General features: G+C 48.4%; 21 protein-coding genes. 4 read left to right on the top strand and 17 right to left on the bottom strand.

Annotated features, from left to right (window positions below; genetic code table 11):
• Positions 1-35: 35 nt before the first annotated feature.
• The gene (locus tag ACN0VA_RS14400) at positions 36-1316 is read right to left on the bottom strand and encodes a mechanosensitive ion channel family protein (protein WP_417821823.1); all 1281 of its coding nucleotides are present in this window, start codon (positions 1314-1316) and stop codon (positions 36-38) included.
• A 328-nt stretch (positions 1317-1644) separates the two neighbouring features.
• On the opposite strand from ACN0VA_RS14400, the gene ACN0VA_RS14405 reads away from it, so the two are divergent.
• A complete protein-coding gene (locus ACN0VA_RS14405; RefSeq protein ID WP_417821824.1) occupies positions 1645-3204 on the top strand; it encodes a hypothetical protein in 1560 nt (519 codons plus the stop codon).
• Here the strand turns inward: ACN0VA_RS14405 and ACN0VA_RS14410 are convergent.
• The 16 genes from ACN0VA_RS14410 to ACN0VA_RS14485 form a co-directional block, all read right to left on the bottom strand.
• Positions 3201-3782, bottom strand: a complete 582-nt coding sequence (locus ACN0VA_RS14410) for a tetratricopeptide repeat protein (protein ID WP_417821825.1) — start codon at positions 3780-3782, stop codon at positions 3201-3203. The genes ACN0VA_RS14405 and ACN0VA_RS14410 overlap by 4 nt on opposite strands.
• A 591-nt stretch (positions 3783-4373) precedes the next feature.
• Positions 4374-5069 carry a Crp/Fnr family transcriptional regulator gene (locus ACN0VA_RS14415; RefSeq protein WP_417821826.1) on the bottom strand — a complete coding sequence of 232 codons (696 nt, stop codon included), beginning with the start codon at positions 5067-5069 and terminating at the stop codon, positions 4374-4376.
• A 167-nt stretch (positions 5070-5236) separates the two neighbouring features.
• Positions 5237-6100, bottom strand: coding sequence for a formyltetrahydrofolate deformylase (gene purU / locus ACN0VA_RS14420; protein ID WP_188662002.1), 864 nt, complete (start codon positions 6098-6100; stop codon positions 5237-5239).
• A gap of 3 nt (positions 6101-6103) precedes the next feature.
• Positions 6104-7669, bottom strand: coding sequence for a gamma-glutamyltransferase (gene ggt / locus ACN0VA_RS14425; protein WP_417821827.1), 1566 nt, complete (start codon positions 7667-7669; stop codon positions 6104-6106).
• A 29-nt stretch (positions 7670-7698) separates the two neighbouring features.
• Positions 7699-8652: an L-threonylcarbamoyladenylate synthase gene (locus tag ACN0VA_RS14430; protein WP_417821828.1), complete on the bottom strand. Its 954-nt coding sequence runs from the start codon at positions 8650-8652 to the stop codon at positions 7699-7701.
• 92 nt (positions 8653-8744) lie between these two features.
• Positions 8745-9659: a ubiquinone anaerobic biosynthesis protein UbiV gene (gene ubiV / locus ACN0VA_RS14435; protein ID WP_417821829.1), complete on the bottom strand. Its 915-nt coding sequence runs from the start codon at positions 9657-9659 to the stop codon at positions 8745-8747.
• 2 nt (positions 9660-9661) lie between these two features.
• Positions 9662-10654 carry a ubiquinone anaerobic biosynthesis protein UbiU gene (gene ubiU / locus ACN0VA_RS14440; RefSeq protein WP_417821830.1) on the bottom strand — a complete coding sequence of 331 codons (993 nt, stop codon included), beginning with the start codon at positions 10652-10654 and terminating at the stop codon, positions 9662-9664.
• Positions 10651-11331 (bottom strand): ubiquinone anaerobic biosynthesis accessory factor UbiT, encoded by a 681-nt coding sequence (gene ubiT / locus ACN0VA_RS14445; protein ID WP_417821831.1) that lies wholly within the window; start codon positions 11329-11331, stop codon positions 10651-10653. Before ubiT ends, ubiU begins: the two co-directional genes overlap by 4 nt.
• Positions 11332-11678: 347 nt before the next feature.
• Positions 11679-12455, bottom strand: coding sequence for a 3'(2'),5'-bisphosphate nucleotidase CysQ (gene cysQ / locus ACN0VA_RS14450; protein ID WP_417821832.1), 777 nt, complete (start codon positions 12453-12455; stop codon positions 11679-11681).
• Positions 12456-12485: 30 nt separating this feature from the next.
• Positions 12486-13943: an AmmeMemoRadiSam system protein B gene (amrB, locus tag ACN0VA_RS14455; protein WP_417821833.1), complete on the bottom strand. Its 1458-nt coding sequence runs from the start codon at positions 13941-13943 to the stop codon at positions 12486-12488.
• Between the two features lie 68 nt (positions 13944-14011).
• Positions 14012-17356 carry a bacteriohemerythrin gene (locus ACN0VA_RS14460; RefSeq protein WP_417821834.1) on the bottom strand — a complete coding sequence of 1115 codons (3345 nt, stop codon included), beginning with the start codon at positions 17354-17356 and terminating at the stop codon, positions 14012-14014.
• Between the two features lie 18 nt (positions 17357-17374).
• Entirely contained in the window at positions 17375-18580 is a 1206-nt protein-coding gene (locus ACN0VA_RS14465; protein WP_417821835.1) for an EAL domain-containing protein, read from the bottom strand.
• Between the two features lie 326 nt (positions 18581-18906).
• Positions 18907-19350 carry a cyanase gene (gene cynS, locus ACN0VA_RS14470; protein ID WP_417821836.1) on the bottom strand — a complete coding sequence of 148 codons (444 nt, stop codon included), beginning with the start codon at positions 19348-19350 and terminating at the stop codon, positions 18907-18909.
• A 63-nt stretch (positions 19351-19413) separates the two neighbouring features.
• Positions 19414-21153 (bottom strand): protein kinase domain-containing protein, encoded by a 1740-nt coding sequence (locus tag ACN0VA_RS14475; protein WP_417821837.1) that lies wholly within the window; start codon positions 21151-21153, stop codon positions 19414-19416.
• A gap of 59 nt (positions 21154-21212) precedes the next feature.
• A complete protein-coding gene (locus tag ACN0VA_RS14480) occupies positions 21213-22055 on the bottom strand; it encodes a formate/nitrite transporter family protein (RefSeq protein ID WP_417821838.1) in 843 nt (280 codons plus the stop codon).
• A gap of 367 nt (positions 22056-22422) precedes the next feature.
• A complete protein-coding gene (locus ACN0VA_RS14485) occupies positions 22423-22665 on the bottom strand; it encodes an MliC family protein (RefSeq protein ID WP_417821839.1) in 243 nt (80 codons plus the stop codon).
• Between the two features lie 215 nt (positions 22666-22880).
• Between ACN0VA_RS14485 and fliG the strand changes: the two genes are divergently transcribed.
• From fliG to ACN0VA_RS14500, 3 genes are all read left to right on the top strand, one after another.
• Positions 22881-23900 carry a flagellar motor switch protein FliG gene (gene fliG, locus ACN0VA_RS14490; RefSeq protein WP_417821840.1) on the top strand — a complete coding sequence of 340 codons (1020 nt, stop codon included), beginning with the start codon at positions 22881-22883 and terminating at the stop codon, positions 23898-23900.
• A gap of 29 nt (positions 23901-23929) precedes the next feature.
• A complete protein-coding gene (gene amrS / locus ACN0VA_RS14495) occupies positions 23930-24994 on the top strand; it encodes an AmmeMemoRadiSam system radical SAM enzyme (RefSeq protein ID WP_417821841.1) in 1065 nt (354 codons plus the stop codon).
• A gap of 126 nt (positions 24995-25120) precedes the next feature.
• Entirely contained in the window at positions 25121-26626 is a 1506-nt protein-coding gene (locus tag ACN0VA_RS14500; protein WP_417821842.1) for a leucyl aminopeptidase, read from the top strand.
• The last annotated feature ends 69 nt before the right edge of the window (positions 26627-26695 follow it).

The following is a 26695-nucleotide window of genomic DNA, read 5'->3' on the forward strand; positions in this document are numbered from 1 at the left end:
GTTGCAGGCATTTTTTTGTTTAAAGACAGGGGATGTTATTCAGCGCGCGTCGGGATATTTTCCAACGCCTTTATGCCAAAACCAATCTTTTGCAAATCCCGACCACTGGGCTGTTGATAAGCTTGCAGGCCGAATTCGGGCAGAACCGCATAAAGATGGTCGAAAATATCGGACTGGATATCTTCGTAAGAGGCCCATGCGGTTGTGTTCGTGAAACAATAAATCTCCAGCGGCAAACCATCCGATCCCGGTGCCAGTTGGCGGACCAGCATGGTCATGTCGTTTCTGATTTTATCGTGACTTTCCAGATAGCGCAGAACATAGGCCCGAAAGGTGCCCACATTGGTCAGGCGGCGGGTGTTGACCGGATCGTGATTGTTTTCACCGAGTTTGGCATTCCATTGGGTGAGTTCTTTGTCTTTATTGTCCAGATACTCAGATAGCAAAGTGAATTTCCTGAGGTGGTCTTTTTCATCCTCTTTCAGGAAATGAATGCTGTTTTGATCCAGATATAAGGCCCGCTTAATACGCCGCCCACCGGACTCCTGCATGCCGCGCCAGTTTTTAAACGGTTCGCTGACAAGGCGGCGTGTCGGCAGGGTGGTAATGGTTTTATCCCAGTTTTGGACTTTGACCGTATGTAAGGCCACATCAATCACATTGCCATCGGCGCGCAGTTCGGGCATTTCAATCCAATCGCCGACGCGCACCATATCGCTGGATGAGATTTGAACGCTGGCAACCAAGGATAACAACGTATCCTGAAAGACCAACATCAAAACCGCGGCCATTGCACCCAAACCGGACAGAAGGATCAGGGGCGATTTGTCGATCAAGGCTGCGACAATGAGAATGGCAGCAATCACGTAAATGGCGATTTTGATGACCTGCAAATAGCCTTTTATCGGTTTGTTGGCAGCGTCAGGGCGGCGTTGATAAAGCGCGTTGGCAACGACCAAAGCCTCCCCCAGTGCCAAGGCAATGGTCAGGATAATAAAGGCCGAGGCCACATTGCGTACAATGATATTAAGCTGATCAGGGATATCCGGGATGAGGGAAATCCCCATAATGACAATCAGGGCAGGAACCACATTGGCCAATCGCGCAATGACATTATGTTCCATAATATCGCGATCGTGCCCGTATTTGGTCAGGCTCAAAATCTTAAAGATGACCCGTAGCAACAGGCGCTTGACCACAAAATTGGCAAAGGTGGCCAGAACCGTTAAAAAAACCAAGGCCGCAAAGTTCGCGACATAATGGTTTTCACGATAAAGCTGGATGAGTTGGTCGATTGATGTCGTGATATGTTCCATAGTGACTCTTGTACGAGATCATACAATATATTTCAACTTTAACAGGGATATACCCTGATTATGACATAAGCCGATCAAATCATAAAAGAAAGCCCCTAAGGGCAGGGGTGTGTGCAAGAAAGTGTAGTTGGATCATGTTCTCTTTTTGTTCTTGACTTATTTGGTGAGTTCAGGTTAATATAGCTGCAGTCAACGGGAGAAGTGCGATCAAAGCATTTCTCCCGTTTTTTATTTGTCGCAAGCCATGTTTCGATCAATTCGAGGCGTGGCTTTTTTTATGCCTGCGCCAAAGCGGCTTGCAATTTTTACAACCACGTGAGGATATATAATGTTTGAATTTTTCAATGAGATGGCTGATTTCTTTTCCGTCGGTGATGGTTATACACCTGATAGCCCAGAGACATCGCCGGATGCGATTAATACCGATAACGCGCTTTCCAGTTTGGGATATTTTGGTCAAAATGGGGAAAGTGAGTTTGCATTGCCCAACCGGGTTAAAGCGTTTCAGGATGCCAATGGTTTAAAGCCGGACGGTGTGATCAATGCAGGTGGTCCAACGGAAAAAGCGTTATCGGATGCCTTGAAACAAAGGACATCGGCCCCGGCCTCTTTACCGAAAAAAGCGGATGATTCTTGGCCGTCAAATGTGAGCGTTAAAAAGACGGGCGATCAATCTTTTCAGACCAGTGCTTCTTTTGGGGCAAAGCCTAAAAGTACCCCGGTAACAGAATTGGGGGAGGCATCGGAAAAGACACCGCAGTTGCCAAAAATATCGAAGGCTCAGACCGATAAAATGTGGCAACAGGTTGGCGAAAATCAAAAGGCAAAAACAACACAGCATGCCTTGCAGAATTTAATGAACCACCCGCTTTATCAAAAGAAGGACAAGGCATACTTAAAGCATGTGCAGGGGGAATTTGAACGGGCTTATCCCGGGGATGTGGAATATGACACGAGCGGGCAAATGCGACCGATTAAACCCGTGATCAAACCGCAGGAGGTTCGTGCATTTCATCAGCCCAAGGCAGGGGAGGCGAATGAGTGGGAAGAAAATAACCCGGAACGGACATGGAACCCGCAAAGCGAACAACGTGATCGGGAAGAATATAAACGTAAAAATCCAGAGCCCCCAGTTCCGGATTTGTCATTTCAGGAGATGCAAAACCTTTTGGAACAGGATGCAGATGCTTTTAATCGGTTACCTCAAGCAGATCGTGCGGCCTATCATGCCTATATGAAAAAAATACATATCAACCGCCGCCCCGACCAGAAACCGCATGAACGCGCCGAAGTGACGCGCAATGCCATCGTTGCCGGGCGTGAAGGCGGGGCAGGCTCCTATGTTGGGGAAGCCGTTACTCAACCGTTTTTAGAGGCCGGTGCACAAGTGGGGGTAGGGCTTGACCTTTTGATGGGGAACGAGCCGGATTACGAGGCCTTTGAAAAAAGAATGAAAGAAATCCGCGATCGGGTCCCGGCAGGGTATCAAGGGGCAGAAGGTATTCGATCGACACAAAAGATCGGGAAAGGCCTTGTAAAGGCCGGGTCCTTTTTACCGCCGCTAGCCCCTGTGGTCTCCCTTCAATCTGCGGGAGAAACGGCAAGCCAGCTTGCCAAGGCAGGGGTGTCGTTAAAAGGACAACGCATTGGCGCTGCCCTTACCGGACTGACCAGTATGTTTGGTAAAGGCGTAACGAAAGGCGGATTGAAAAAGGTCAACGAAATGCTGGTTAAGCGTTTCGGAACAGATCTGAGAAGAATGACCCCGCAACAGCTTCAGATGATCGGTGATACGGCCCTGAATGAGGCATGGTCGATTGGCCCGAAGGGGATTGTGGAGAGTGGCCTACCAAGATTTGATCATAAAGGTGGTCGAACGAAAGATTAGTCACAGCTACCAACTGTTTGCCCGAGTGCGTATAACTTTATAAGGACACAGGTTATTTCGCCAAATGACACGGGGGCAATATCTTGATCTTCGTTTATGGACCATAATGCGACTCTAGCCGCTGTACTATTTTGTGCAGCGGCTTTTTTAGCCCAATAAATAGCTTTTTTTCGATTGGTATCGAAATAAAATGTCATTAACATGGTTTGAGAAGATAGATGACCTTGCTCACCGGCTTTTTCTTTCCAGAATCTCCATTTTTTTAGGCTTTTCTTCCTTCCCCCTTCATCACCAAAGCAACTGGCATAATTAAATTGGGCAGGTGAGAAATTAATTTGCGCTGCTTTCTCAAACCAGTCACAAGCTACGTTTTGATTAGGGGGGTAACCTTTGCCTTCTGCGTGCAAGATCCCGATTGCATTCATTGCTTTCGCGTCGCCTTGTTCTGCCAAAGCATGAAAAATGGATTTTGCTTTTTCATAATCTCCGTCATCATAGGCCGCATATCCGTCCTCGACACTTTGCGCAAATGCGGGGCTGGCAAGCAGCAGGCTGAATAGAAACAAAACGATTTTCATAAACGATCCCTTAACGCGTGGTTCTCAAGTCACTATGACAGGCTTTGAGCCGTTTTTCATGGAGAATTGTGGGGTGTGTTTTTTGTTTCATCTCCAATAAATTTTAAAGTCCTTGAGCCCACAGTAGTAAGTTTTCATAAAAAAAGCCCCGCAAACAAATGCTTGCGGGGTTAAGTATACTCTTGAGGGATAACGAATGGACTGGTGTAGGTAATAGCCGCGTTAACATCACAGATGTGACGCACCAGTCCCGGCTATGAAGAAGATAATGCCTGCATCCTTTGCGCGTGGCTGTGACGGGTATCACAGGAGGGGTGTTTTTCATAAAAATGTCAGGAAAACAGCGCAAAAAAAAGCCACACAAGGGGAAGTGTGGCTTAAAGTCTCGGGAATGAAAAAGTTCTCTTGGAAACAAGCTTGCAGCTGCTCTCGTAATGTCCTTGGGTGGAGGACGTTTGCTGCATTCTATGTCTCTTTGATACATATAAGAATGCCTTAACGAAGTTTAAAGGTCTGTGATAGGGGTCACAGATTGAAAAAAACTTTAAATTATCGCTTAAATGGGAATCACGAGTTGTGGTTTTCAGGGGATCAGTCGCCGCGCACGTCTTCGACCATTTGGCTGAGGGCAGCGATATTGGTGACTTTCAGGCCGTTTTTCTTACGTTCAACAAAGCCTTTGCGCGCGAGATCGTTCATCACACGGGCGACGGTTTCGCGGGTCGAGCTGACGCGTGATCCGATATCGCCATGTATGGGGATGGGGGAAATAAAAGCCTCATCTTCATCAACCATATTTTCACGGGCTTGGCGTAAAATTTCAGCATGGACCCGGTTGGCGGCCCCCAATGTGGACAGGTCCATAATACGTTCGTTGGAAATCCGAATGATATGGGCCATGTTTTTTAAAACACGCGCAGCCACAACGGGGTGTCCGGTCAGCAGTTCCATAAACCGCGATTGCGGCATGGCCGCGAGCAAAGAGCGTTCCACCGCCATAACACTGGCAGAACGGGGCAGGCTGTCGATAGCGGCCATTTCACCAAATTGTTTGCCTTCGGTAAAATCATCCAAGGTGATTTCCTTACCACCGACGGTATAGATGATAATGCGCACGCGACCTTGTACGATGAAAAACACATCGGTGCTTTCCGCCTGCCGGTCGATGATCTGTTCTTGGGCGTCGAACCATTTCCAACGGCATTGTTTGTTCAATGCCTCGACAATATCTTCAGATAAACCCTCAAGCAGATTTATGTTAGCCAGTGTGTTCTGAACGTTCACCATGACGAACCTTTGTTTTTTATATGTTTTTATTGTGCCGGGATTTACGCAACAGCGCAACAGGGGATTGAATCGGAAGCGAATCAAAAAAAGATTCGGTTCCGATTCGAAATAACTTCATTTGTAGTTTTGCATTTTTTTTAATTATGTGGTGAAACTATTAAAATTATTTATTTAAAAACCACTGTTTTCATCCCATTCATCAAAATACGATGTTCCACGTGTGCACGCACCGCACGTGAAAGAACGCCGTTTTCGATGTCGCGCCCCACCGCTTTTAACTTTTCCGGTGTGAAGGTATGGTCAACGCGTTCGACCGCTTGTTCAATAATCGGTCCTTCGTCCAGATCGCCGGTGACGTAATGGGCGGTTGCGCCGATCAGTTTGACACCGCGTTCATGGGCCTGACGGTACGGGTTTGCCCCTTTGAAGCTGGGTAAGAATGAATGGTGGATGTTGATGCAACGTCCGCGTAGTTTTTCACACATGCGTGGTGATAAAATTTGCATATAACGCGCCAGAACAACCAGATCGATTTCCAGGTTTTGGATCAAATCCCAGACGGCTTCTTCCTGTTCATCCTTTGTGTCTTTGGTGACGGGCATGTGATAAAACGGGATGTCATGCCATTGCGCCAATTCTTCCAGATCGGGGTGGTTGGACACAATCGCCGGGATGTCGGCATTTAATTCCCCGGTGCGATAACGATATAACAGATCGTTGAGACAGTGATCGAACTTGGAAACAAGAACCAACAGCCGTTGTTTGCGGTTGGCGTCATGGATGCCCCAGACCATTTGAAAACGTTCTGCCACGCGTGAGAAATTTTTTGCCAGCTCAAACGCATCGGGCGTATAGGGGCCGGGAGTAAAGACAGTCCGCATGAAAAAACGATCGGATACGGAATCGCCAAAATGGGCAGACTCGTTAATAAAGGCGTCTTGATCGGCGAGAAAGCCGGAAACCTGTGCCACAATGCCGGTATGGTCGGGACAGGAAATGGTCAGAATATATTTTTTATTTTGCGCATTCATAACTTACATGCTCTCATCAATAATAATGGCCGCCCCGCCGCGCCGGGAATCCCCGACACCGTCGAAACGGCCCGTTTCCAAGTTGGCCCGTACAGAATGTACGCCACCAAAAAAGAGGTTTTGTTTTTCCCAGACTTTATAGTGTGGAACGTGATCGCCCAAGTCTTTTAAAGAGAAGGGATCAAATCCGGGTTCGATATTCAATAATCCGCGTTCATAATGCAGGCGTGGGGCGGTGACCGCCTGTTCCAACGACATGTTAAATTCCAGAAGATTAACCAGAACCTGCAAGACGGCCGTGCGGATCCGGTTTGACCCGCCGGAGCCCAATGCAACATTGATCCCATCATCGCGCAACAAAAGCGTTGGCGACATCATGGAGGCCATACGCACATCTTGCGGCCATTGGTTAAACCCATGCGGATTGATATCTTCTTCGCCCAGCATATTGTTCAACATCACGCCGGTACCGGGCAGGATATGACCGCAGCCTTCCCCATTGGACACGGTCAGGGAAGCGGCGTTACCGAATTTGTCAATGGCGCTCATATGCGTGGTCCCGCGTAGCGCACTCGGGCGACCCAGAATATGTTGGCGATAGGTTTGCAAGAAATTTTGATCCAGCATTTCAAGCTGGGCCTGATCGGCACCGTCAGCGAGGGCCGCATCCAGCCGCGCCTTGTTGGTCAGGGCCATGATTTGACTGAGACGTTCAATATGATCTTTGGAGCCAAAGGCAAGATCACGTAAACCTGCCGATTTGATCAGTTCCAAGGCAAAGGCGATTAACAATCCGCCGGTGGACGGCGCCGGATTGGTGTAGAAATGGGATCGATTGTAATCCACGCGTAACGGTTTGCGTTTGTAAACACGGTAATCGCGCAGGTCGCCAAGGCTCAGATGCCCGCCATGATCCCAACAGTCTGCTTCAATCAATTTGGCAATATCACCTTGATAAAACAGATCACTGCCGTCTTTGGCGAGGTTTTCCAAAAGGGTGGCGCTGTCCGGGTTATATTGGGTTTCGCCTTCACGCAGCAGATGTCCGCTGTGATTGGGACTGCCGTAAAGGGCTTTGCTGTCATCAGATGCCATGAAAATAGCTTCGACAATATCGAAGATGCTGGCTTGCATGGCGTTGACTTGTACGCCGTTTCGCGCCAGATCAATGGCCGGGGCAAGCACCACGTCTATGGGCAGGCTGCCCAGATCTTGGTGGGCCTCAAACAGCCCCTTGACCACGCCGGGTGTGGCAATGGAACCGCGCCCGATATTGAATTCCTGTGTGACGGTGCCGAAATCAGCAAGAATGGGATAGAAATCAGGGTTGTCTTTGCGCTTTTTTGGGGTCTGCGTGAAAAAATCATACAGAACGGGATCGCTGTCATGGGCATGTGCCAGCAAAAAACCACCACCGCCAAAAGAAGATAAGACAGGTTCGGTGATGCAGGAGGCACACATGCAGGCAAGAATGGCGTCAAAGGCATTGCCGCCTTCTTCCAGCATCAAGGCGCCCGCCTTGGCGGTTTGTGGATGTCCTGCGGCAATCGCGCCGTTTGTTTTCCCCATGTGGTTTTCCCCTCAACCCCTGTTTTGAATTATCTGGGTGCTGCTGCTCTTTTTAACCGATCATTTATGGCAAGACCAAGGCCATCTTGGGGAATGGGCGAAACCGCCATGCGTGTAAAGCCATCGCGATCCAGTTCCCGCATCATGGCAAATAGATTAGCCGCTGCTTCGTTAAGATTGCCTGAAGGGCTGAGATTTAACGTGGAATTTTCACAATCAGTGCCGAACCCCAACAGAATTTCACCGTCTTTAATCTCGGTTGCATTCAGGCGCATGGGCAAGGTCGGAGCATAATGGCTGGTCAACATACCGGGGGATTTTGGGGCGTCTGGGGCATCATCGGGGAAAATCAACGGGCCGACAACATGTTCGAGTTCTTCCACGGAAATCCCACCGGGGCGCAAGAAACCGACGTGTTCCCCACAGGCATCGACCACGGTGGATTCCAGACCGACGGCGCAAGGACCGCCATCTAAAATCATATCGACTTTACCCGGTAAGGATTGGGCAACGTGGGCCGCTTGTGTCGGGGAGATTTGACCGGATCGGTTGGCGCTTGGTGCTGCAATGGGTTTGCCGGATGCCTTTAACAATTCAGTGGCAATTGGATGATTGGGCATACGAATGGCAACCGTATCCAACCCGGCACTGACCAACAGAGACAGGCCGCTGTCTTTTTTGCGTGGTAAAACCAGTGTCAAGGCACCGGGCCAAAAAGCATGTGCGAGTTTTTCACCCTGTTCGGTGAACTCGACCAGTTTGCGTGCCGTTTCCATATCCGGCACATGCACGATCAGGGGATTAAAGCTCGGTCGTTCCTTGGCTGCAAAAATAGAGGCCACCGCACTTTCCGAGGTTGCATCCGCCCCCAGCCCATAAACCGTTTCCGTTGGAAAAGCCACCAACCCGCCTGCACGAATAATACAGCCGGCTTTGACAATCATATCAGCAGTTGGTTTGAATATACGATCAGCTTCACTCATAACCCCGCCTCAATAGCGCGAAGACGGCGAAAAGGGAAGGGAAAAGACGACGACTCTGAAACCGTCTTTTCCCTTCCCAGTGACAAGTCGCCTTAAAGGCCGAAGTCCGCAATGGCACCTTTGGCCTTGGCGCCTTCGGTGGCGTAGTAGAAGCCGTTGGCGAACGGGATACCGTCCATAAGACCATCGAGCTTTTCGGTGGCTTCGATCGGTTCCAGTTTTTTGTCCAGAACATCGCGGTAGATTTTGGCGACTTCAACCATATCGGTATCATGTGGAGACAGGCGGAAATGGTTGATGCCCATATTTTGCAGGTCATCCAGTTCGCCGACCAGATTGGCGCAGGTATAAGACATGGTTTGAATGCCGTTGACCGCCAAAAACGGATCGCCATCCAGTGTATCCAGATCCATACCGTCCGGGTCTTTGTCGCAGACATACTGGCAGGAATCTTTGGCCAGACCGTGGGAACGGGCATGATAACAGCGTGCAGACAAAGCCAAGGGCAAGCGACCGAAAATCTGCACTTCCAAATCAGCCGTCGCTGCCTTTGCAAGCGCGCTGAGGGAATGACGAGACAGTTCACCGGGCAGCGAGATATGTTTAGCTCCCTGTTGTTCCATCACTTTCAGCGTGCCTTCGTTATAGATATTGATGAAGGGGCCAAGGGCGTGGTCTGTACCGGAAAGTTGCGCGCAGGCCGACAGGTCGTTGGCCTCGATCATCATGCCTTCCATCTCGCACATTTCGCGCACAAGGGCCATTTCGCGTTTGGTCATAACAAGGGCAAGGGTGGAGAAAATCACCCGTTTGCCCGCATTCATCAAACGTTCGGCCACCTCGGGAATTTCCGGCGCAAAAAACGGCTGTCGTTTAGAACAGACGACTTCACCCAAAAAGACGGTATCAACCGGGGCTTCGTCAGCAACGCGGAAGTAAAAATCTTTCAGTTTCTCAGGGGCCCAGTTGAACAGGCAGGGGCCCATATTTAAATGTGTTGTGGTCATTTTTATTGCCATCTCTTGTTATAAGCGCCGGTGGTTTCGCGTTGTCCTTCGGTGATGCGTTCCAGTCCTAATGCCGGAACGGCTTCGCCGTTGGCGGCGGCATCTGCGGCTTTGCGGAAAGCTGCGACCACTTGTGCAATATAGGCTTTGCCGCGTTGGCGACCTTCGATCTTCAGGGCTGTGACGCCTGCTTCCATCAATTCGGGCAGATACTGTGCCGCGTTTAAGCTGGTTGGGTCTTCAAACAGGTAAGAAGCCTTGTCTTGTGTGACGAAGCGCCCTTTGCACAAGGTCGGATATCCAGCGGCTTCAGACTCTTTAAAACTGTTGATGGTGAAGTCCCCCAGTTTGGAGACCATTTTGTTTCCCTTGTCCTCATAACGCACATGGCTGGCGGGTGAACAAACGCCGTTCATGTTCGGGGATTGTCCGGTTGCGTAAGACGACAGCGAACAACGACCTTCCGCCATAACGCACAAGCCACCAAAGACGAAAACTTCGGTCTCCACATTGATTTCACGGTTGAGGGCCGCAATTTCCGGCACGGTTAGCACGCGGGGCAGAACAACACGTTTTACATCAAATGTGTTTTTATAATAATTGATCGCATCCGGGTTGGAGGCCGACGCCTGTACGGATAAGTGGCGGCGGGTATCTGGGCGTTTTTCTGCGGCATAGGCCAATAAGCCAAGATCGGCCATGATCAGGGCATGGGCACCGAGGTCAGCAGCATCTTCCACCGCCTTGTGCCATGGCTCTGGATTGCCTGCTTCGGGGTAGGTGTTCAGGGCCACAAGAACTTTGGAACCATGGGAGCGGGCATATTCAATGCCTTCGCCAAGTTCTTCGCGTGAAAAGTTCAACCCCGGAAAGTTTCGGGCATTGGTGGCATCGCGAAAACCGCAATAGACGGTGTCCGCACCTGCATCAACGGCGGCGCGCAGGGCAGCGGGTGTGCCTGCCGGGCAGACGAGTTCAAGTTTTTCGGTCTTCATGCTGTTTTTCCAGAGCGACGGCGCACCTGTTTTTTCAGGGCGTTTACAGTTGTTTCAAGTTCTTCGATTGTGGCAGCCTGCGCATCGCATTTGCGTTGTAAAGGGGCGAGTGTTGCACGGCTCAATGTTTCCAGATCGCGGGTGAAACGTTTAAAAATATTGCCAGCGGCTTGGGCGGCCAAATCAGCAGGTTTTGCCAAGGGGCCGAAAAAGGCGAGTAGATCGTTATGAACATCAATATCGGCACCATCAACCGCGTTGCGCAAGGCAAGGACAGCTTCGGTATCACCTTCAACGATAAGGTCGCGTGAGAAGAAAAGTGCATCCCCGTCAATGCGGCCTTCCAACAATTCGATCAATAACAAAAGTGGGCCGCGAATGGCGGCTTGGGTGTAAAGTTCGCGTTCATCCGTGTCGCTATCAACGATTTCAAGGGCGGGGTCTTCTGCCAATGTATCCATAACAAAGGAAAAAGGCAGATCTACCGGGTCGATTAAAAATCGTGGGGAATTGACCGATTTCAGGCGGTCAAATACATCCGGGTGCTGGCGGTGCATCTGTTTGATCGCTGCGTTAAAGGCAGGTTGCAGCAATTTATGCGGCAGGGGTCGTGCAGCAATTCCGGCCAAAAGAACCGGAGATAACGGCGCAACAGGACCCTTTTTGTGTGACGTCATCAGGGGGGCCTCAATTTTGCGAGATAATCTTTGGGATGTCTTACCCCATGTTCCCAGATTAAAAATTGACCTGAGGCAAGTGGCACGCATATTTGAAGGTGAGAAACGGAAAAGGGCCGGTCAGGCAATTGCCACCGGCCCTTAATTCTCATATCTGCATTTTGCGAAAAACCGCCCGCGGTTGCGACCTTCGCTGCAGTCACCGTACAGGAAATACGGCGGCTAAATCATGGCCCTGTAAGTGTCGGGTCACTACAAAGAACATTCTCTGTATGCCTTGTATACTGCCGTTTTTTTAGTTTTTTAACAAGTCTTGAACTTAAAAAAATAATGCCTATGGGAGGCCATTATTCTTTGCCTTTGGCAATAAAGAAACCGTTTTTAAAACCGGCTTTTCCATACAAAAATTCGTCGCCTTCGGGGGTGATAACCGATCCACCGGCCCCTAAGACAACAGCATGCCCGGCGCCTGTGTCCCATTCCATTGTCGGGCCGAAACGCGGATAAAGATCGGCCGTTCCTTCTGCAACCTGACAGAATTTGATGGAGGAACCGGACGAAACTTCCTTTGCCACTGTATAATCTTTTAAGAATTCATCGACTTCGGGGGTCTTGTGGGACCGACTGACGACGGCAACGATGCCTTCCTTTGGTGCGGAGCGAACAGAAATTGGTTTTACCTCGCCATCCGGATTGCGCACAAAGGCCCCATATTCCAGCGATCCCCAGAACATACGATCCAAAGCAGGGGCGTGAACAACACCAAAAATCGGACGACGGTTGTGATCGATTAAGGCAATGTTGACGGTGAATTCATCTTGTTTTTTGATGAATTGTTTGGTGCCATCAACCGGGTCGACGAGCCAGAACATTTTACCTTCGATGTCTGGGGAGCTTCCAGCGCTGAAGGCTTCTTCGGCAACAACAGGGATATCGGGTGCCAGTTGTTGCAAGACAGGTGTGATGATGGCTTCGGCTTTGCGATCAGCCTCTGTAACAGGTGATTCATCTTTTTTCGAATAAATTTCAAAATCACTATGATAAATTTCCATCGTCGCATCGCCTGCAACGCGCGCAATGTGGAGCAATTCGTCAATTGCCGCTTGATTTAGTGTGAAACTCACAAAAATAACTCCAAAAGATAGGGTGTTTGTTTATTTGACGTTGTCTTGCCACAATTTTTCCGGCGCGTCCAATGATTCAGAATGAATGCTTTCGGTAATAAAACGCGACGCTTTAAAATCATCAGACCAATGATTACCGGGCAGACCTGCTTTCATCTTGAGATGGGTTAAAAACTGTTTCTTGTCGGGCAGTTTTTCCCAAACCGAGGGTAAAAACAAAGCACGTCTGCCACCGTCCTGTATGATAAGACCATCAATGCTGGGCCGCAGTTGTTCCAGAAGATCTGCTTCATCCTGGATTTCCATCGGGAATGCCGGGGATAGAATGGAAATATGAAGACTGAGATCCGCTAGTTCTTCTGCGTTTAGCGGATGAAAACGAGGATCTTGAAAGGCCGCTTTATAGGCATTATCTGCAATATCTTTGGCCAAGGGGGCATGGGCTTGCAAAGACCCGATACAGCCGCGTAAATTTCCACCGTTCTTTTCCAGTGTGACGAAACTTGCACCGGGCTCTTTCAGGCTGGAGGGAAAGCTCTCAAGATCAAGTTTAACGGGTTCGTGATGGGTTAGGCCCCGTTTGATGGAGGCCGCGGCAAGTTGTAATAATGTGGCCCCGTGCCGGTTTAAGATAGCTTTGGTTCGAAACGCGAAGGCGTCGGAATCACTAATTTGATGCCCGCCACTTAACAGCCATGCCCCATAGCCGACCACCCGGTCTTTTGATCCTGCCGTATCGCCGGAGTTTCGCACATCCAATGTGGTAATATCCATATGGCGGATTTTGGCAATTTCTAACAAACCTTTTAAGGGGACGCGTCCACAAGCCTGATTGTTGTCGATATGGGCGGTGTCAAAGTTCTCAATTGATTGTACGGTTCGATTATCCAGACTTTGACAGGCATTGTAATCAAGGTAATGGGAAAGATCGGTACTGATGATGATCAGCGTTTCCGGCCCGCCCCAGACAGCGTCCAAAACATCGGCGACTTCGCCAGGGGAGGCTTGCCCGACGACGAGGGGCAGCAAGGTAAAGTCCGCAAGGATGGATTGCAGAAACGGGAGATGGACTTCAAGGCTATGTTCATCTTGATGGGTCGGGTCGAAAGTAAAAACCTGCGGCATCTTTTCGACTGTTTCCCGCAAATCTTCATCCAGTTTTATGCGACCCAAGGGAGTCTCAAAATATGTTGCGCTGGATAAAGCCAATCCGCCGATGGGGACACGGTGGCAGGGACCGAGCAGCACGACCCGTGTGATCGTATGCCTATGTGCCAATAAACGGTAATAGGCGCTGGCTGCAACAGGCCCGCTATAAACATACCCCGCATGGGGAACGATCAGTGCTTTGGGTACGTCATGGGGCGTACCGTTGTTTCCCTGAACGGATTGGGCCTTGGTTAAAAACTCTTCGATCGTTTTGCGTAAAACTGTGGGGTCGTCGGGATAAAAAGTGCCCGCGACGGCCGCTGTGCGAACCGTTTCCATTGGGCTTTCCTCTATTTACTGTCTCTTTGGTTCCATACTATAGGAAATCGTTTTTCTTTTCCACGTTCCTAATCGTCAGCGGATGTCGTGGTCGAATGAGATATGAAGGAACCGATATCCTGATCCATGCCCATAATATGATCGATGAGCCAGTTTTTGAGAAAATGTAGAAGCTCATCACCGTTTTTGGTGTTGTAATGATCTTGAACTTTGTTGAGTTCGGCCATAACGAAACTGGCTAAAAGCTTGTGGACTTGTTTATGATTTTTCAAATGAGGATAACCGATTTCCTCCATAAAGTTTTCTTCACGCTGGAAATGGTATTTGGTGTAATGGGCCAGTTCTTCCAAAATGGAATGGAAGATTTTCTCATTCTCTTTATATAAGCAAGCCTGATACAGACGGTTGAGAATAGCAACCAGCATTTTGTGGTCGTCATCAATCAGGGGAACACCGGTATCTAAATATTCAGACCATTCTATTAGGATTTCAGCATCAAGAACCCGGCGTACGGCTTGCAACAAGGCTGCTTGAGTATAGGGTTTGGACAAGAGGTTTTGATAGAGTTGTTTTGCAAAAATGTTGCCTTCGATTAAATCTTGACCCGCTTGTGCCGTATAGCCCGATGTCAGCTGTATTTTTGTACGGGGGCTAACCTGTTGTGCCATAATGGCAAGGTCGAAACCGTTAATTTTGCCGGGCATAATGACATCTGAAAAAAGAAGATCAATATCGCCGCTTTCTTTCAAAATTGTGATGGCTTCGGTTGCAGAATGGGTTGTCGTGACGCGATAGCCTGCATGTTCGAGGTTGGTTTTTGCCAGTTCCAGCAATTCTGTTTCATCGTCGACAAGCAGGATATGTTCGTTGCCGCCGGGCAGTTCTTTTTGCTGAGCCGGACTGCATGGCGCGGTCTGTATATCTTTGCTGGAGCGCGGTAGGAAAATTTTGAAGGATGTGCCGACACCTTCTTCGGAATAAACCCGGATATAGCCGCGCGATCGACGCACAAAACCAAAGACCATCGCAAGGCCCATTCCGGTACCGTGTCCTTTTTCTTTCGTACTGAAGAAAGGTTCGAAAATTTTGTCCTGTATATCAGCCGGGATGCCGCATCCATTATCGGATATGGTGATCTGAACATAAGTATCTTGCGTATTTTCCTGTTCAAAAACACTGTCGATATTGGTGGTTTCAATCAGTAATTCACCATCATGAGAGATCGCATGTTTGGCATTAACTGCCAGATTAACCAGACAATCTTCGAAATCACCGGGGTCAATATCGACGAGATGGATATCGTCGGATAACTGCAATTTCAATTTAATTGACTTGGACAGGGAATGTTCCAGCAAGGGGGAGATTTCAGTGATGATGTCATTGACGTTCGCCGTTTCAATGGAGGTCGGTGACTGACGGGTAAAGCCCAACAATTGTTTTGTCAGTTTGGCACCACGATTTGATGCTTTCAGGGCTGTTTCTACTTTTTTGCGGACGTTGTCATTGTCGTTGACCAATCGGAGCAAAAGCTCCAGATTGCCGCTGATAATGGCAAGCAGGTTGTTGAAATCATGCGCGAGCCCACCGGCAAGCTGTCCAACGGCTTCCAGTTTCTGTTGCTTTTTAATAACATCTTCCAAACGCAATTGTTCTGTGATGTCGTCCTGTATCGCAAGGAAATGAGTGATCTTCCCTTTATCGTCTCGAATAGGCGAAATAACGGTTTCTTCGATAAAGGGGGTTCCGTCTTTTTTATGATTTTCAATTCGCCCTTGCCAGACGTTACCGCTGAGGATTGTTTTCCAGATATCGCCGTCTTTGAGTTTGCTTGCCTGGTTTTGAGAGAAGAAATTGGGTTTTTGCCCAATGATTTCGTCGTTGCTGTAGCCTGTAATTTGGGTGAAGTAGGGATTGGCATATTCGATAATGCCATTGGCATCAGTGATCAGTATGATGCTGCGGCTTTGTTCGATCGCCATTTTTAGTTTGCGTAATTCGGCTTCTCTGTTGCGGCGTTGGGTGATGTCTGTACGCACACCGACGACCCCGCCGTCTTTGGTTTTTTGTTCGCTGATGGATAACCACCTACCATCTTGTAGTAATTGTTCCACCGGCCCCTTTGGGTTGAGGTGCAATTCCATTCGTTCAGCCAACCATTCTTCTTCACGACCCACAGCTTCCGGGAAGCTACGTTTTTTCAAACCCGAACGCAGGATGTTTTCTAATGTTTGCCCGACATGTATGGAATCAACATGGTTTTTATAGAAATCGCAAAAAACAGAGTTGAAAATGACCAGTCGATCTTCCTTGTCAAACAGGGCGAAGCCTTCGGTCATAGACTCAATTGCAGTGACAAGCTGTTGGCGTAAGTTTTCTCTTTCTTGTTCGTTTTTCTTGCGTTCTGTGATGTCGTGAATAATCGCACTGAAATATTTTTGCCCTTTGGATTGCCAGCTTCCCAGTGACAGTTCAATGGGAAATTCGTGCCCGTCCTTGTGCAACGCTTCCAATTCAATCGTGTGGCCAATCATTGTATGGTCTTTATCGAAATAGGCATGATGCAAGCTTTCATCATGCGTATCGCGATAACGTTCCGGCATTAACATCGTGACGGGTTGCCCGACGGCTTCGGCACTGCTGTAACCGAATGTCCGTTCGGCGGCCGGGTTCCACGCTTCGATCAATCCATGTTGACCCGATGCAACCACAACCGATATTTCCGCAGAATGCGTAATGGAGCGAAATCGTTCTTCAGCTTCTGCGATATGATCGACTTGTCCTTGCAACCTGTTCAGCATGCGTTGGAAGACAAATACACCAGACAAAATGAGGACACTAAGCAAAACGACCAAATTGAGCCATTGATAGGTTCGCAGCTTAGCGGTTTTTTCTTCCTGATCGGCCTGATGGATACTGACAACACGGTCCAGTTTCGGTAGCAACGTTTCACATAAAAGTGATATTTGGCTGATCAACTTTGGATCAATCGGTGTATTACGTTCCGATTGCATCATCATACGGTCCAGATTGGTCAACAGCCGCAAGATATGCTGATCAATCTGATGGGGCGCGTGATTATAAAGGGTCGAGAGTTCAGACGGGGCGTTTTTCAATATTGAATTTTGCCGCAAGTAGTCATGCGAACTTTTAAACAGATCGATAGCTTGATTAAGTTCGCGTTTGATTTCTTGTATTTCGATGGGGCTGGTTGTTTGTGACAGGCGGTTGCTGTAAAGATCAATGCGTTGCGACAACATGCGCTGACGCCCGGCAATGTTGATGATTTCAGCCCCTTTACCTTGACTGACGACCACCACTTCGAGAAGGACCGCACCAAAAATAGCCAAAGAACCGATGACCGCCAAAACCAGAAGATATTGTTTTTGTAGTCCCGAGGTTAGTTTTGACGACATTTCGGCTCCTCACATTTTCTATTTTTGTTTGTTTTTCTGCCATTGAAGGGCCCACTGCTGAAAGGCGTCGCGGGGAAGTGGAGGTGAAAAATAATATCCCTGAAGCAGGTCACTTCCCAATTCTTTCAGAAAATTGAGCGTTTCAAGGTCTTCAACCCCTTCCGAAACGATCGACATGGATAAGGTATGTGCCAAGTCTGTGGTTGATTGCACGATGGATTTGGCACTTTCTTCCGTCATCACATTCATAACAAAGGAACGGTCAATTTTGACTTCGTTAAAAGGAATGTCGCGCAAATGCTTCATGGATGAATAGCCCGTTCCGAAATCATCAATCGACAGCTTAAAGCCTTTCATACGTAGGCGTGTCAGGACATCCAAATAGGTTTTACCTTCTTCCAGAACGGCATTTTCTGTAATTTCGATGGTCAGAAAATTGGTTGAAATACCGTATTTAACAGCTTGGCTAAACAGAAGGTCCGGTAAGTCCAGATTGGAAAGGGAATGGGCGGAAAAATTGATTGAGCAACCTATATTGATCCCGCAAGTCTGCCAGTGCGCCAATGTTTCCAGAACCTGTTCAAACATACAGAGTGTAAGATCGTTGATCAGGTTGTTATCTTCGGCAAAAGGGATGAACTGAAAAGGAGGCACAAGGCCTTTTTCAGGATGATGCCAGCGGGCCAAGGCTTCGCACGCAATCAGTGTATCATCATGGGTTGAGATTTGAGGTTGGAAAAAGGGTTGAATCAGCTTGTTGTCAATGGCCGCACGCATTTCTTCGACAGTCGGAAACGTTTGATCCTGTTTGCCGTATTTGACGGTGGGCGGTATTGCTTTTCTCTCAATTGAACGCAATGTGACGCGTGATAGGATATCTTCCAGTGACGTGATCTTAATGGGTTTACTGAGCGAACCCAATACATTCAGGCCGTGGTCACGTGCCAGTCTGTTTGCGGTCGAAATAATACTTTCATCCATCCCGCTGACGACGACGATATCGGCATTACATTGATTGTCGCCTAAAAAACGCATAAGTTCGATACCATCCATATCGGGCATGGACAGGTCCATTACAATGCAATCCAGATCATTGGAATAAAGCATTGGGAAATCAAGTGAGTTATGTGTTTTTGATGTGGAAAAACCCATACCGTCTGCAACATCGCAAATGAATGTACAGATGTCCGGTTCGTCATCAATAACAAGTAGTTTTTTAATCATCAATCAGCCTTGAACATTTTATGTTCTTGTACTTTGAGCGCGCTATGGTGTTTCTCATTGTAATCTTAAGTTTGTTATTGATCTGATTTTTGCTCTTAGGATTTTGTATGTTCTACTCTAAAGTATATTATATTTCACGGGAGCAAAAGTATATATTACAATGTTTTACTATATCACTTTGTAGACCAGTGTCGAAACAAGTTCGTTGATTTTGATCAGTATATCTTTTTTTGTGTTAGATTTAGGAAATGCACTCAGAAAGTAAGGGCGTTTTGATATGAAAACGAGCTTGTGAAGAGGGTTTCACAAGCTCGCTCTCTTTTGTGTTAATAACGTTTGTAGGGTAGAAACTTGCCGTTCAAGGTGACGACGACACGGTCGCCTGCCGGATTTTCTTCTTTTGAAATATCCATTGAAAAATCAATGGCTGACATGATGCCATCGCCGAATTGTTCCTCGATCAAGGCTTTCATTGCCGGGCCGTAGACTTGGATCAGTTCGTAAAAACGATAAAGCAGTGCGTCTGTGGGAACCTCTTGCCCCAATGCCCCACGATAAGGGGGAACCGTCAGCCATTTTGCTTCTTCATCACTGAGATCGAAAATGCGTGCAGCAATGGCGGCTTCGTGTTCATTCATTGCCATTTGCCCCAGCAGGCCGCAGGTCACCCATTCTTTGGATTGACCGATTTCTTCGGCGACATGTGCCCAAGTCAGGTCTTTGGCTAGTTTGGCGGCAACTATTTTTTCGGTAACGAGTGCGCGTGACATCAATTTACTCCTTATGATGTGTGGGATAAAGGGCTCTGATCTGTTTTCATGTTGTTGCCTGTGTCAGAGTTTAAATATCAACAAGAAGAAACAGCACAGAGCGAAGAAAAGCGTCAATGTTTGCCAAAAAAGAACGGGGTTCCTTTCCATTAAAGGCATGGCAGTGCGCCGTTTGAAATCGGCACCTGGTTTTTCCAAATCACTGAGAAATTCGGAAAACGATTGATAACGCCTGTTCACATCGGGATGGACAGCTTTACTTAACGCCGCCTCGATCCAATCGGGTAGGGGGGATTGTGAAGCTAACGTTGATCTGAAACGGAGCTTATGCAGGTCTTTACGGTTTCTGACGTGCGACGTTTTGGCCCCATAGGGCAGGTGCCCGGTCAACAGCTCATAGGTAATAACGCCAAGGGAATACAAGTCTGAACTTTGTGTCCCTCCATAACCAAGGAAATACTCTGGGGCGCTATATTGTACGGTGCCTAAAATATCGTGATCGATATATAGAGGGGAGACTTCCTGTACACCGGCAACGCGTGTAGACCCAAAATCAATAATTTTCACCGTGCCTTGATGATCGATCATAATGTTTTCAGGGCGTAGATCCTGATGAAGCATTTCGCGACGATGAAATGCTCTTAACCCTTGAACTATCTGGCCAACAATATTGCGGACCTCCTGTATAGGGGGCAGGGGGTGATCGTTCATCCATTGACGCAGGGTTTGACCTTCGACGAAGGGGGTAATGGTATAAAGGGCGCTCCGTTTTTCCGGCGCGGGGGCAGCGCCTAAAACATGCGGATTTTGGATGCGTCTTGAAATCCATTCTTCCATCACAAAACGTCGTAAGTAATCTGAACTTTCTTGTAAATCTACGGAAGGGAACTTTAAAACGACAGGTGTATGCTGTTCGCTATGCGCTAGAAAAATATGACTGCGTGCGGATGACACAATAGGGCGAATAATTTTGAAACCGTCGATCGTATCACCGGCTTTGGGCAAGGCAATGAGTGGCAGGTTCAGGGTCTCATCCAACAAGCCTGCGCCGTCGCGTTCTTCGGCTAAACGATCAATACGGACAATTTGCAGGGTGAGGTTGTCATCGCTTCCGGTTTCTAGAGATTTTTTGACAATCGTTTCAGCGGCGTTCTGTAAGGTTGAACTTGAACGAATGGTTTCTATAACGTCTTGGGGGCGCCAAAATTCGTGAACGCCATCGGTGGTCAGTAAAAAGATATCACCAACGTGTAGCCGATGTTCGCTATAGTCAATTTCGACTTGTGCCCCTGAACCGACAGAGCGCCCCAGATAGCTTTCAGTTTCTGAAACTTCGACGCGATGATCTTCTGTCAGGGGCTCAAGTGCATTATGGTTTAATCGCCAGACCCGGCTGTCCCCAACGTGAAAAATATGGGCGTGGTGACCTTTTAAAATAAGGCAGGCTAAGGTGCAGACCCGCCCCCGATTCATATCGTGAATACGGGCATGTCTGTTTTGGGAATAAAGCCATGAATTTGTTGCCAAAATAACGCGGGAGGCAGAGGTTTTGACCGTCCATGCATCGGATGTGCAATAGTAATCCGACATTAACGATTTAACGATGGTTTCACTTGCTTCAGCGGACACCGGACTGCTGCTGATACCATCGGCAAGTGCCAACGTAATACCTTTCAAGGCAAGTTCTTGACCTTCGGGAATGAGGGCTCCGTGAAAATCCTGATTGGTTGGTTTGCGACCCGCCGTTGAATACTGCCCGATGCTAACGGATAAGTAGGGTTTGGCGGATATTCCTTTGGGCATGGCGGACCTTTTAAAAGATGAAGCCCGACGAAAAAGCCGGGCTTCAAGGGAAAGGAGGATTATTCAGCAGGTGCTTTCACAGAAGAAGTGACACCCGCATTGCGTTTCGGTGAGGTTTTGTAGTGTGTGGCGTAAATCATGCCGCCAACAAAGGTAATGCCGCCGACAAGGTTCCCCAAAACAGTTGGAATTTCGTTCCAGAAGAGATAATCCATGATGGTGAAGTTACCACCTAACAGCAACCCGGACGGAAACAGGAACATGTTGACGATGGAATGTTCGAAACCAAGGTAGAAGAACACCAAAATCGGCATCCACATGGCAATAACCTTACCCGAAACAGAGGTGGACATCATTGCCGCAACAACGCCTGTAGAGACCATCCAGTTACACATAACCGCGCGCACGAACAGGGTGAGCATGCCGGCAAAACCGTGTTCGGCATAGCCAACGGTACGGGCTTCGCCAATGATGCCAATTTTCTGACCAATGGCATTGGGGGCTTCGCTGAAACCGGTTGTGAAGATAATCGCCATGAAAACGGCAACGGTGAAGGCACCCGCAAAATTACCGATAAAAACAAGCCCCCAGTTGCGCAAGACGCCGCCAAGAGTCACTCCCGGGCGTTTGTCGAGTAGGGCAAGCGGACATAGGGTGAAAACACCTGTTAAAAGATCAAAGCCGAGCAGGTAAAGTGTGCAAAAACCAACCGGGAAAAGCAAAGCCCCGATGAGAAATTGCCCGGTGTTCACAGCGACGGTAACGGCAAAAGCCGCGGCAAGCGCGAGAATGGCGCCGGCCATATAGGCACGAATCAGTGTGTCTTTTGTTGACATAAAAATCTTTGATTCGCCTGCATCGACCATTTTGGTCGCAAACTCGGCAGGTGCGATATAAGACATGGTTAAGATCCTCTAATAATAATTGAAACCAGTCTGTTAAAAAGAGGCTTGCTGCTTCTCGCCAATGAAGAGGGAAATGATTAAAAAGGCATGTGAAGACAACGCACTCTTTCAACAAAAAACGCCGCGTGACAACAACTCCCCAAAAGTCGGGAAGAAGGTCAGCGACGTTGCTGTTATTCATTAAGAATGTCCTTTTGGCGCCGTTGCCAAAATTCAAACTCTTCTATTCAGGAACCATGCCAAGCGTGAAAAAGGTAGAAAAACCGCCAATCTGAGAGCATTCAGGCAGAAGTTAAATATGTTGCATCGCACAAAATATGATCGAATTTGAATGGTTTTGCATAAAAACTAGGCATTTGTCTTTTTATGGCAAGGTTGGCTTACAGAGGTGGACCGTGCCGTTCTTGTCTGTCCAACGCAGTTCGCCATGATGTTCCCATATCTCGTGTTGATTGTTGGCATAACGTGCGCCGGAGGCTGCACGAACGTGGACTAAAGATATTTTTTGCGTCTTGCCGACTTGAAGCAGAGCCTTATCATCTTGCCATTGAACGCTGATTTCTGCCAAATCGTCACACTTATATGAGGTCAGATTGGATTGGGCCATTGCGCAGGCCCCTGACAACAATATCAGACTTACGATGAATAGGTGTTTATGAAGTTTGAACATCGGATTTATCTCGTTTTGGGTTTGCTTTTAGCATACTGGAAAACTTATAGGATTTTATTGAAATAGGGAGTATATATGACTGAAATACATTGTTTTTAAAAATGGGTTTTAGAACATGGTATTGAAACTCTAAAATCTTTGATTGAAACATAATGGCAAGAGTTAAAGATGATTATCGTAGCCTGACCGGACAAGAAAAAGCAGCGATTTTTATGCTTTCTCTGGGCGAAGATCATTCCGGCAAATTATTTGAGATGATGGATAACGAAGAAATTCGGGAACTCTCTCAAGTTATGGCGAGTTTAGGCTCGGTCAGCTCGACTGTCATTGAACGTTTGTTCGTCGAATTTGCCGATCAGCTTTCTTCTGCCGGTTCATTGGTCGGGACATTTGACAGCACAGAACGTCTCTTACGCAAAGCTCTGCCCAAAGACCGTGTCGCCGGGATTATGGAAGAAATTCGCGGCCCGGCCGGTCGGACCATGTGGGATAAGCTGGATAACGTGCATGAAGCCGTTCTTGCCAATTATTTTAAAAACGAATATCCGCAAACCATTGCCGTTGTGCTGTCAAAGATCAGACCGGATCATGCCGCGCGTGTTTTATCGCTTTTGCCTGAAAACTATGCGATGGAAGTGATCATGCGTTTGCTGCGTATGGAAGCGGTGCAAAAAGAAGTTCTTGATAGCGTTGAAAAAACATTGCGTTCAGAATTTATGACCAACCTTGCACGCACTCAACGCCGTGATACGCACGAATTGATGGCAGATATCTTTAACAATCTGGATCGAAATACCGAAAACCGCTTTATTACCTCTTTGGAAGAGCGCAACCGTGAATCCGCGGAACGCATCAAGGCCTTGATGTTTACCTTTGACGATCTTGTGCGTGTCGACAAAGCGGGTATTCAGGTTTTGTTGCGCACGGTTGAAAAAGACAAACTGGCGATGGCCTTAAAAGGCGGGGCGGACTCTGTCAAAGACCTGTTCTTTGAAAATATGTCGGAACGCGCTGGTAAAATGATGAAAGAAGATATGGAAGCAATGGGGCCGGTACGTCTGCGCGATGTGGATGAAGCACAGGCTGAAATTGTTGTGGTTGCCAAACAGCTGGCCGATTCCGGCGAAATCGTCATTTCCACGGGCGGCGACGAAGACGAAATGATTTTTTAACCTCTCTGTTTCCGTTATATACTACTTGAATGGTTCATTACGGACGATATTGGCACCAGCTTGAAGACGGTCGCATTCAGTGCGATTTGTGCCCGCGCGATTGTAAAATAAAGCCGGGGCAACGCGGCTTGTGTTTTGTGCGCGCGAACGAAGGTGGGCAGATGGTCTTGACCACCTATGGGCGTTCCAGCGGGTTTTGCATTGATCCGATTGAAAAGAAACCGCTCAATCATTTTTATCCCGGCACACCCGTTTTGTCCTTTGGGACGGCGGGGTGTAATCTGACATGCAAGTTTTGCCAGAATTGGGATATTTCCAAGTCGCGTGAATTTGACAAGTTACAGGCAGAGGCAACACCGGAGATGATCGCGCGCGCCTGTGTGCAGGCCAAATGCAAATCGGTGGCGTTTACCTATAATGATCCGGTGATTTTTTTAGAATATGCCGTGGATGTGGCAAAGGCGTGCCGCGCACAGGGTATCAAGACGGTGGCGGTGACTGCCGGTTATATTCATACAGAGGCCCGCAAAGAGTTTTTCGCCCACATGGACGCGGCAAATGTGGATTTAAAATCGTTTCACGAAGAGTTTTATCATACATTATGCAGTGCCCATTTAAATGATGTTCTGGAAACGCTGGTCTATCTGAAACATCAAACAAATGTCTGGTTTGAAATCACCGATCTTTTGATCCCCGGCGAAAATGACGGTGCAGATGAAATTGATGAAATGACCAAATGGGTGGTGCGTGAACTGGGTGTGGACGTGCCCATGCATTTCAGCGCCTTTCATCCGGACTGGAAAATGCAGGATAAACCGCGCACTCCGGCGCAAACCTTGATACGGGCGCGTGAAATTGCCCTTGCCAATGGGGTGCGATATGCCTATACGGGCAATGTTCACCATGAAGAAGGCGATACGACCTATTGCCATAACTGTGGCGCGGTTTTGATCAAACGGGATTGGTACGAATTGTCCGAATGGCACCTAGATCACGATGGTCATTGCCTGTCGTGCGGCACAAAATGTGCAGGGTGCTTTGATGGGCCTGCCGGGTCGTGGGGGCGAAAACGTGTCCCTTTACGGTTTAAATAGGTTCAATTCCACTCTATTTTTTCGTATTTCTTTTATGAAAATATATAAACTTATATTTTTTATGGTTTTCCTTGGGCAAACTTCCGGCTAACCTGTGCAAAACTAATGCAATGAAGTGAGGATTTTATGAAAATTTCGTTCACGAAACCGGGCTTGCCGGAGACGGGTGTTCTTGTGGTTATTGGCTTTGAGGGCGGGGATCTGTCGGAAAGTGCCGCTGCGATTGATAAGCAGGTCGATGGTGCGCTTTCCCGTGCGGCGAAAATTGCAAAATTCAAAGGGAAACTGGGCGAAGTGGTTTCTGTACTTGCCCCCGGCGGGACAAAGCTGGAACGTGTCCTTTTGATTGGTGCAGGCAAACCCAAGGCACTGGACCTGTTGGGTGCAGAAAAGCTCGGCGGGACGATCTATCGTGTGTTGGGTGGACAACAGCCACGCACCGTCAGCATTGCCTTTGATGCGGTAGAAGAGGCCGATGCCCGTGTTTGGGAACATGCGGCTCATATCGCCTATGGGGCGTTGCTGCGATCTTATCGTTTCGATAAATACCGCACCAAGGAAGAAGACGATAAAAAACCGTCAATCCGCGCTTTGAAAATTATGACACCGAGTGGCGGACGTGCGCGTAATGCCTTTGAAGAACTTGAAAAAATTGCCGAAGGTATTTTCCTGACCCGTGATCTGGTGTCCGAACCCGCCAATGTTTTATACCCGGACAGCTTTGCCGATATCTGCCGCGAACTGGTTGAATTGGGTGTCGAGGTCAATGTGCTGGGCGAAGCAGAAATGGCCAAGCTGGGCATGAATGCTTTGTTGGGTGTCGGTCAAGGCAGTCGACGCGAATCCCGTCTGGTCACCATGCGCTGGAACGGGTTGCAAAACGGTGGACGTAAAGCCAAATCCGTACAGCTCGCCTTGGTGGGTAAGGGCGTGACATTTGATACCGGCGGGATTTGTATTAAACCGGGGCCGGGTATGGAAGACATGAAATGGGACATGGGCGGGGCAGGTGCCGTCACCGGTGCCATGAAAGCCTTGGCAGGCCGCAAAGCCAACGTCAATGTGGTCGGGGTGATCGGTCTTGTGGAAAATATGCCCGATGGCAACGCACAACGTCCCGGTGATGTGGTGACCTCTATGGATGGTCAAACGATCGAAGTTATCAACACGGATGCAGAAGGCCGCCTTGTGCTGGCGGATGCCTTGACCTATACCCAGCAGGAATTTGAACCGAAGACCATCATCAATCTGGCAACCTTGACCGGGGCGATTTTGGTGTCGTTGGGCCAAGAACGCGCAGGTGTGTTTGCCAATGATGACGATCTGGCAGAAAAACTGAGAAAAGCCGGTGATGAAACCGGGGAAAAAGTCTGGCCTTTCCCGATGGATAGCGCCTATGACGAGTTGATCAATTCTCAAATCGCCGATATGAAAAATGTCGGTGGGCGTTTCGGTGGATCGATCACGGCGGCAAAATTCCTGCAACGTTTTGTCAAGGACACCACATGGGCGCATATCGATATTGCCGGTATGGCCTGGTCGACGAAAGACCGTCCGACCGTGCCGCGTGGTGGCACAGGTTATGGGGTGCGCTTGCTGGATAAGCTGGTTGCAAAATATTTTGAAGGATAAGGTCTGAAGGCTCGTGACGGATATTGCGTTTTACCACCTGACAAAGTTCTCTTTGGAACAGGCTTTGCC

Origin of the sequence: Terasakiella sp., from assembly GCF_048267425.1 — a bacterium.
GTDB lineage: Bacteria > Pseudomonadota > Alphaproteobacteria > Rhodospirillales > Terasakiellaceae > Terasakiella.

Coding starts and splice junctions, on each gene's coding strand:
- ACN0VA_RS14400 (WP_417821823.1), bottom strand. CDS start 1,316: ATGGAACATATCACGACATCAATCGACCAACTCATCCAGCTTTATCGT.
- ACN0VA_RS14405 (WP_417821824.1), top strand. CDS start 1,645: ATGTTTGAATTTTTCAATGAGATGGCTGATTTCTTTTCCGTCGGTGAT.
- ACN0VA_RS14410 (WP_417821825.1), bottom strand. CDS start 3,782: ATGAAAATCGTTTTGTTTCTATTCAGCCTGCTGCTTGCCAGCCCCGCA.
- ACN0VA_RS14415 (WP_417821826.1), bottom strand. CDS start 5,069: ATGGTGAACGTTCAGAACACACTGGCTAACATAAATCTGCTTGAGGGT.
- purU (WP_188662002.1), bottom strand. CDS start 6,100: ATGAATGCGCAAAATAAAAAATATATTCTGACCATTTCCTGTCCCGAC.
- ggt (WP_417821827.1), bottom strand. CDS start 7,669: ATGGGGAAAACAAACGGCGCGATTGCCGCAGGACATCCACAAACCGCC.
- ACN0VA_RS14430 (WP_417821828.1), bottom strand. CDS start 8,652: ATGAGTGAAGCTGATCGTATATTCAAACCAACTGCTGATATGATTGTC.
- ubiV (WP_417821829.1), bottom strand. CDS start 9,659: ATGACCACAACACATTTAAATATGGGCCCCTGCCTGTTCAACTGGGCC.
- ubiU (WP_417821830.1), bottom strand. CDS start 10,654: ATGAAGACCGAAAAACTTGAACTCGTCTGCCCGGCAGGCACACCCGCT.
- ubiT (WP_417821831.1), bottom strand. CDS start 11,331: ATGACGTCACACAAAAAGGGTCCTGTTGCGCCGTTATCTCCGGTTCTT.
- amrB (WP_417821833.1), bottom strand. CDS start 13,943: ATGGAAACGGTTCGCACAGCGGCCGTCGCGGGCACTTTTTATCCCGAC.
- ACN0VA_RS14460 (WP_417821834.1), bottom strand. CDS start 17,356: ATGTCGTCAAAACTAACCTCGGGACTACAAAAACAATATCTTCTGGTT.
- ACN0VA_RS14465 (WP_417821835.1), bottom strand. CDS start 18,580: ATGATTAAAAAACTACTTGTTATTGATGACGAACCGGACATCTGTACA.
- cynS (WP_417821836.1), bottom strand. CDS start 19,350: ATGTCACGCGCACTCGTTACCGAAAAAATAGTTGCCGCCAAACTAGCC.
- ACN0VA_RS14475 (WP_417821837.1), bottom strand. CDS start 21,153: ATGCCCAAAGGAATATCCGCCAAACCCTACTTATCCGTTAGCATCGGG.
- ACN0VA_RS14480 (WP_417821838.1), bottom strand. CDS start 22,055: ATGTCTTATATCGCACCTGCCGAGTTTGCGACCAAAATGGTCGATGCA.
- ACN0VA_RS14485 (WP_417821839.1), bottom strand. CDS start 22,665: ATGGCCCAATCCAATCTGACCTCATATAAGTGTGACGATTTGGCAGAA.
- fliG (WP_417821840.1), top strand. CDS start 22,881: ATGGCAAGAGTTAAAGATGATTATCGTAGCCTGACCGGACAAGAAAAA.
- amrS (WP_417821841.1), top strand. CDS start 23,930: ATGGTTCATTACGGACGATATTGGCACCAGCTTGAAGACGGTCGCATT.
- ACN0VA_RS14500 (WP_417821842.1), top strand. CDS start 25,121: ATGAAAATTTCGTTCACGAAACCGGGCTTGCCGGAGACGGGTGTTCTT.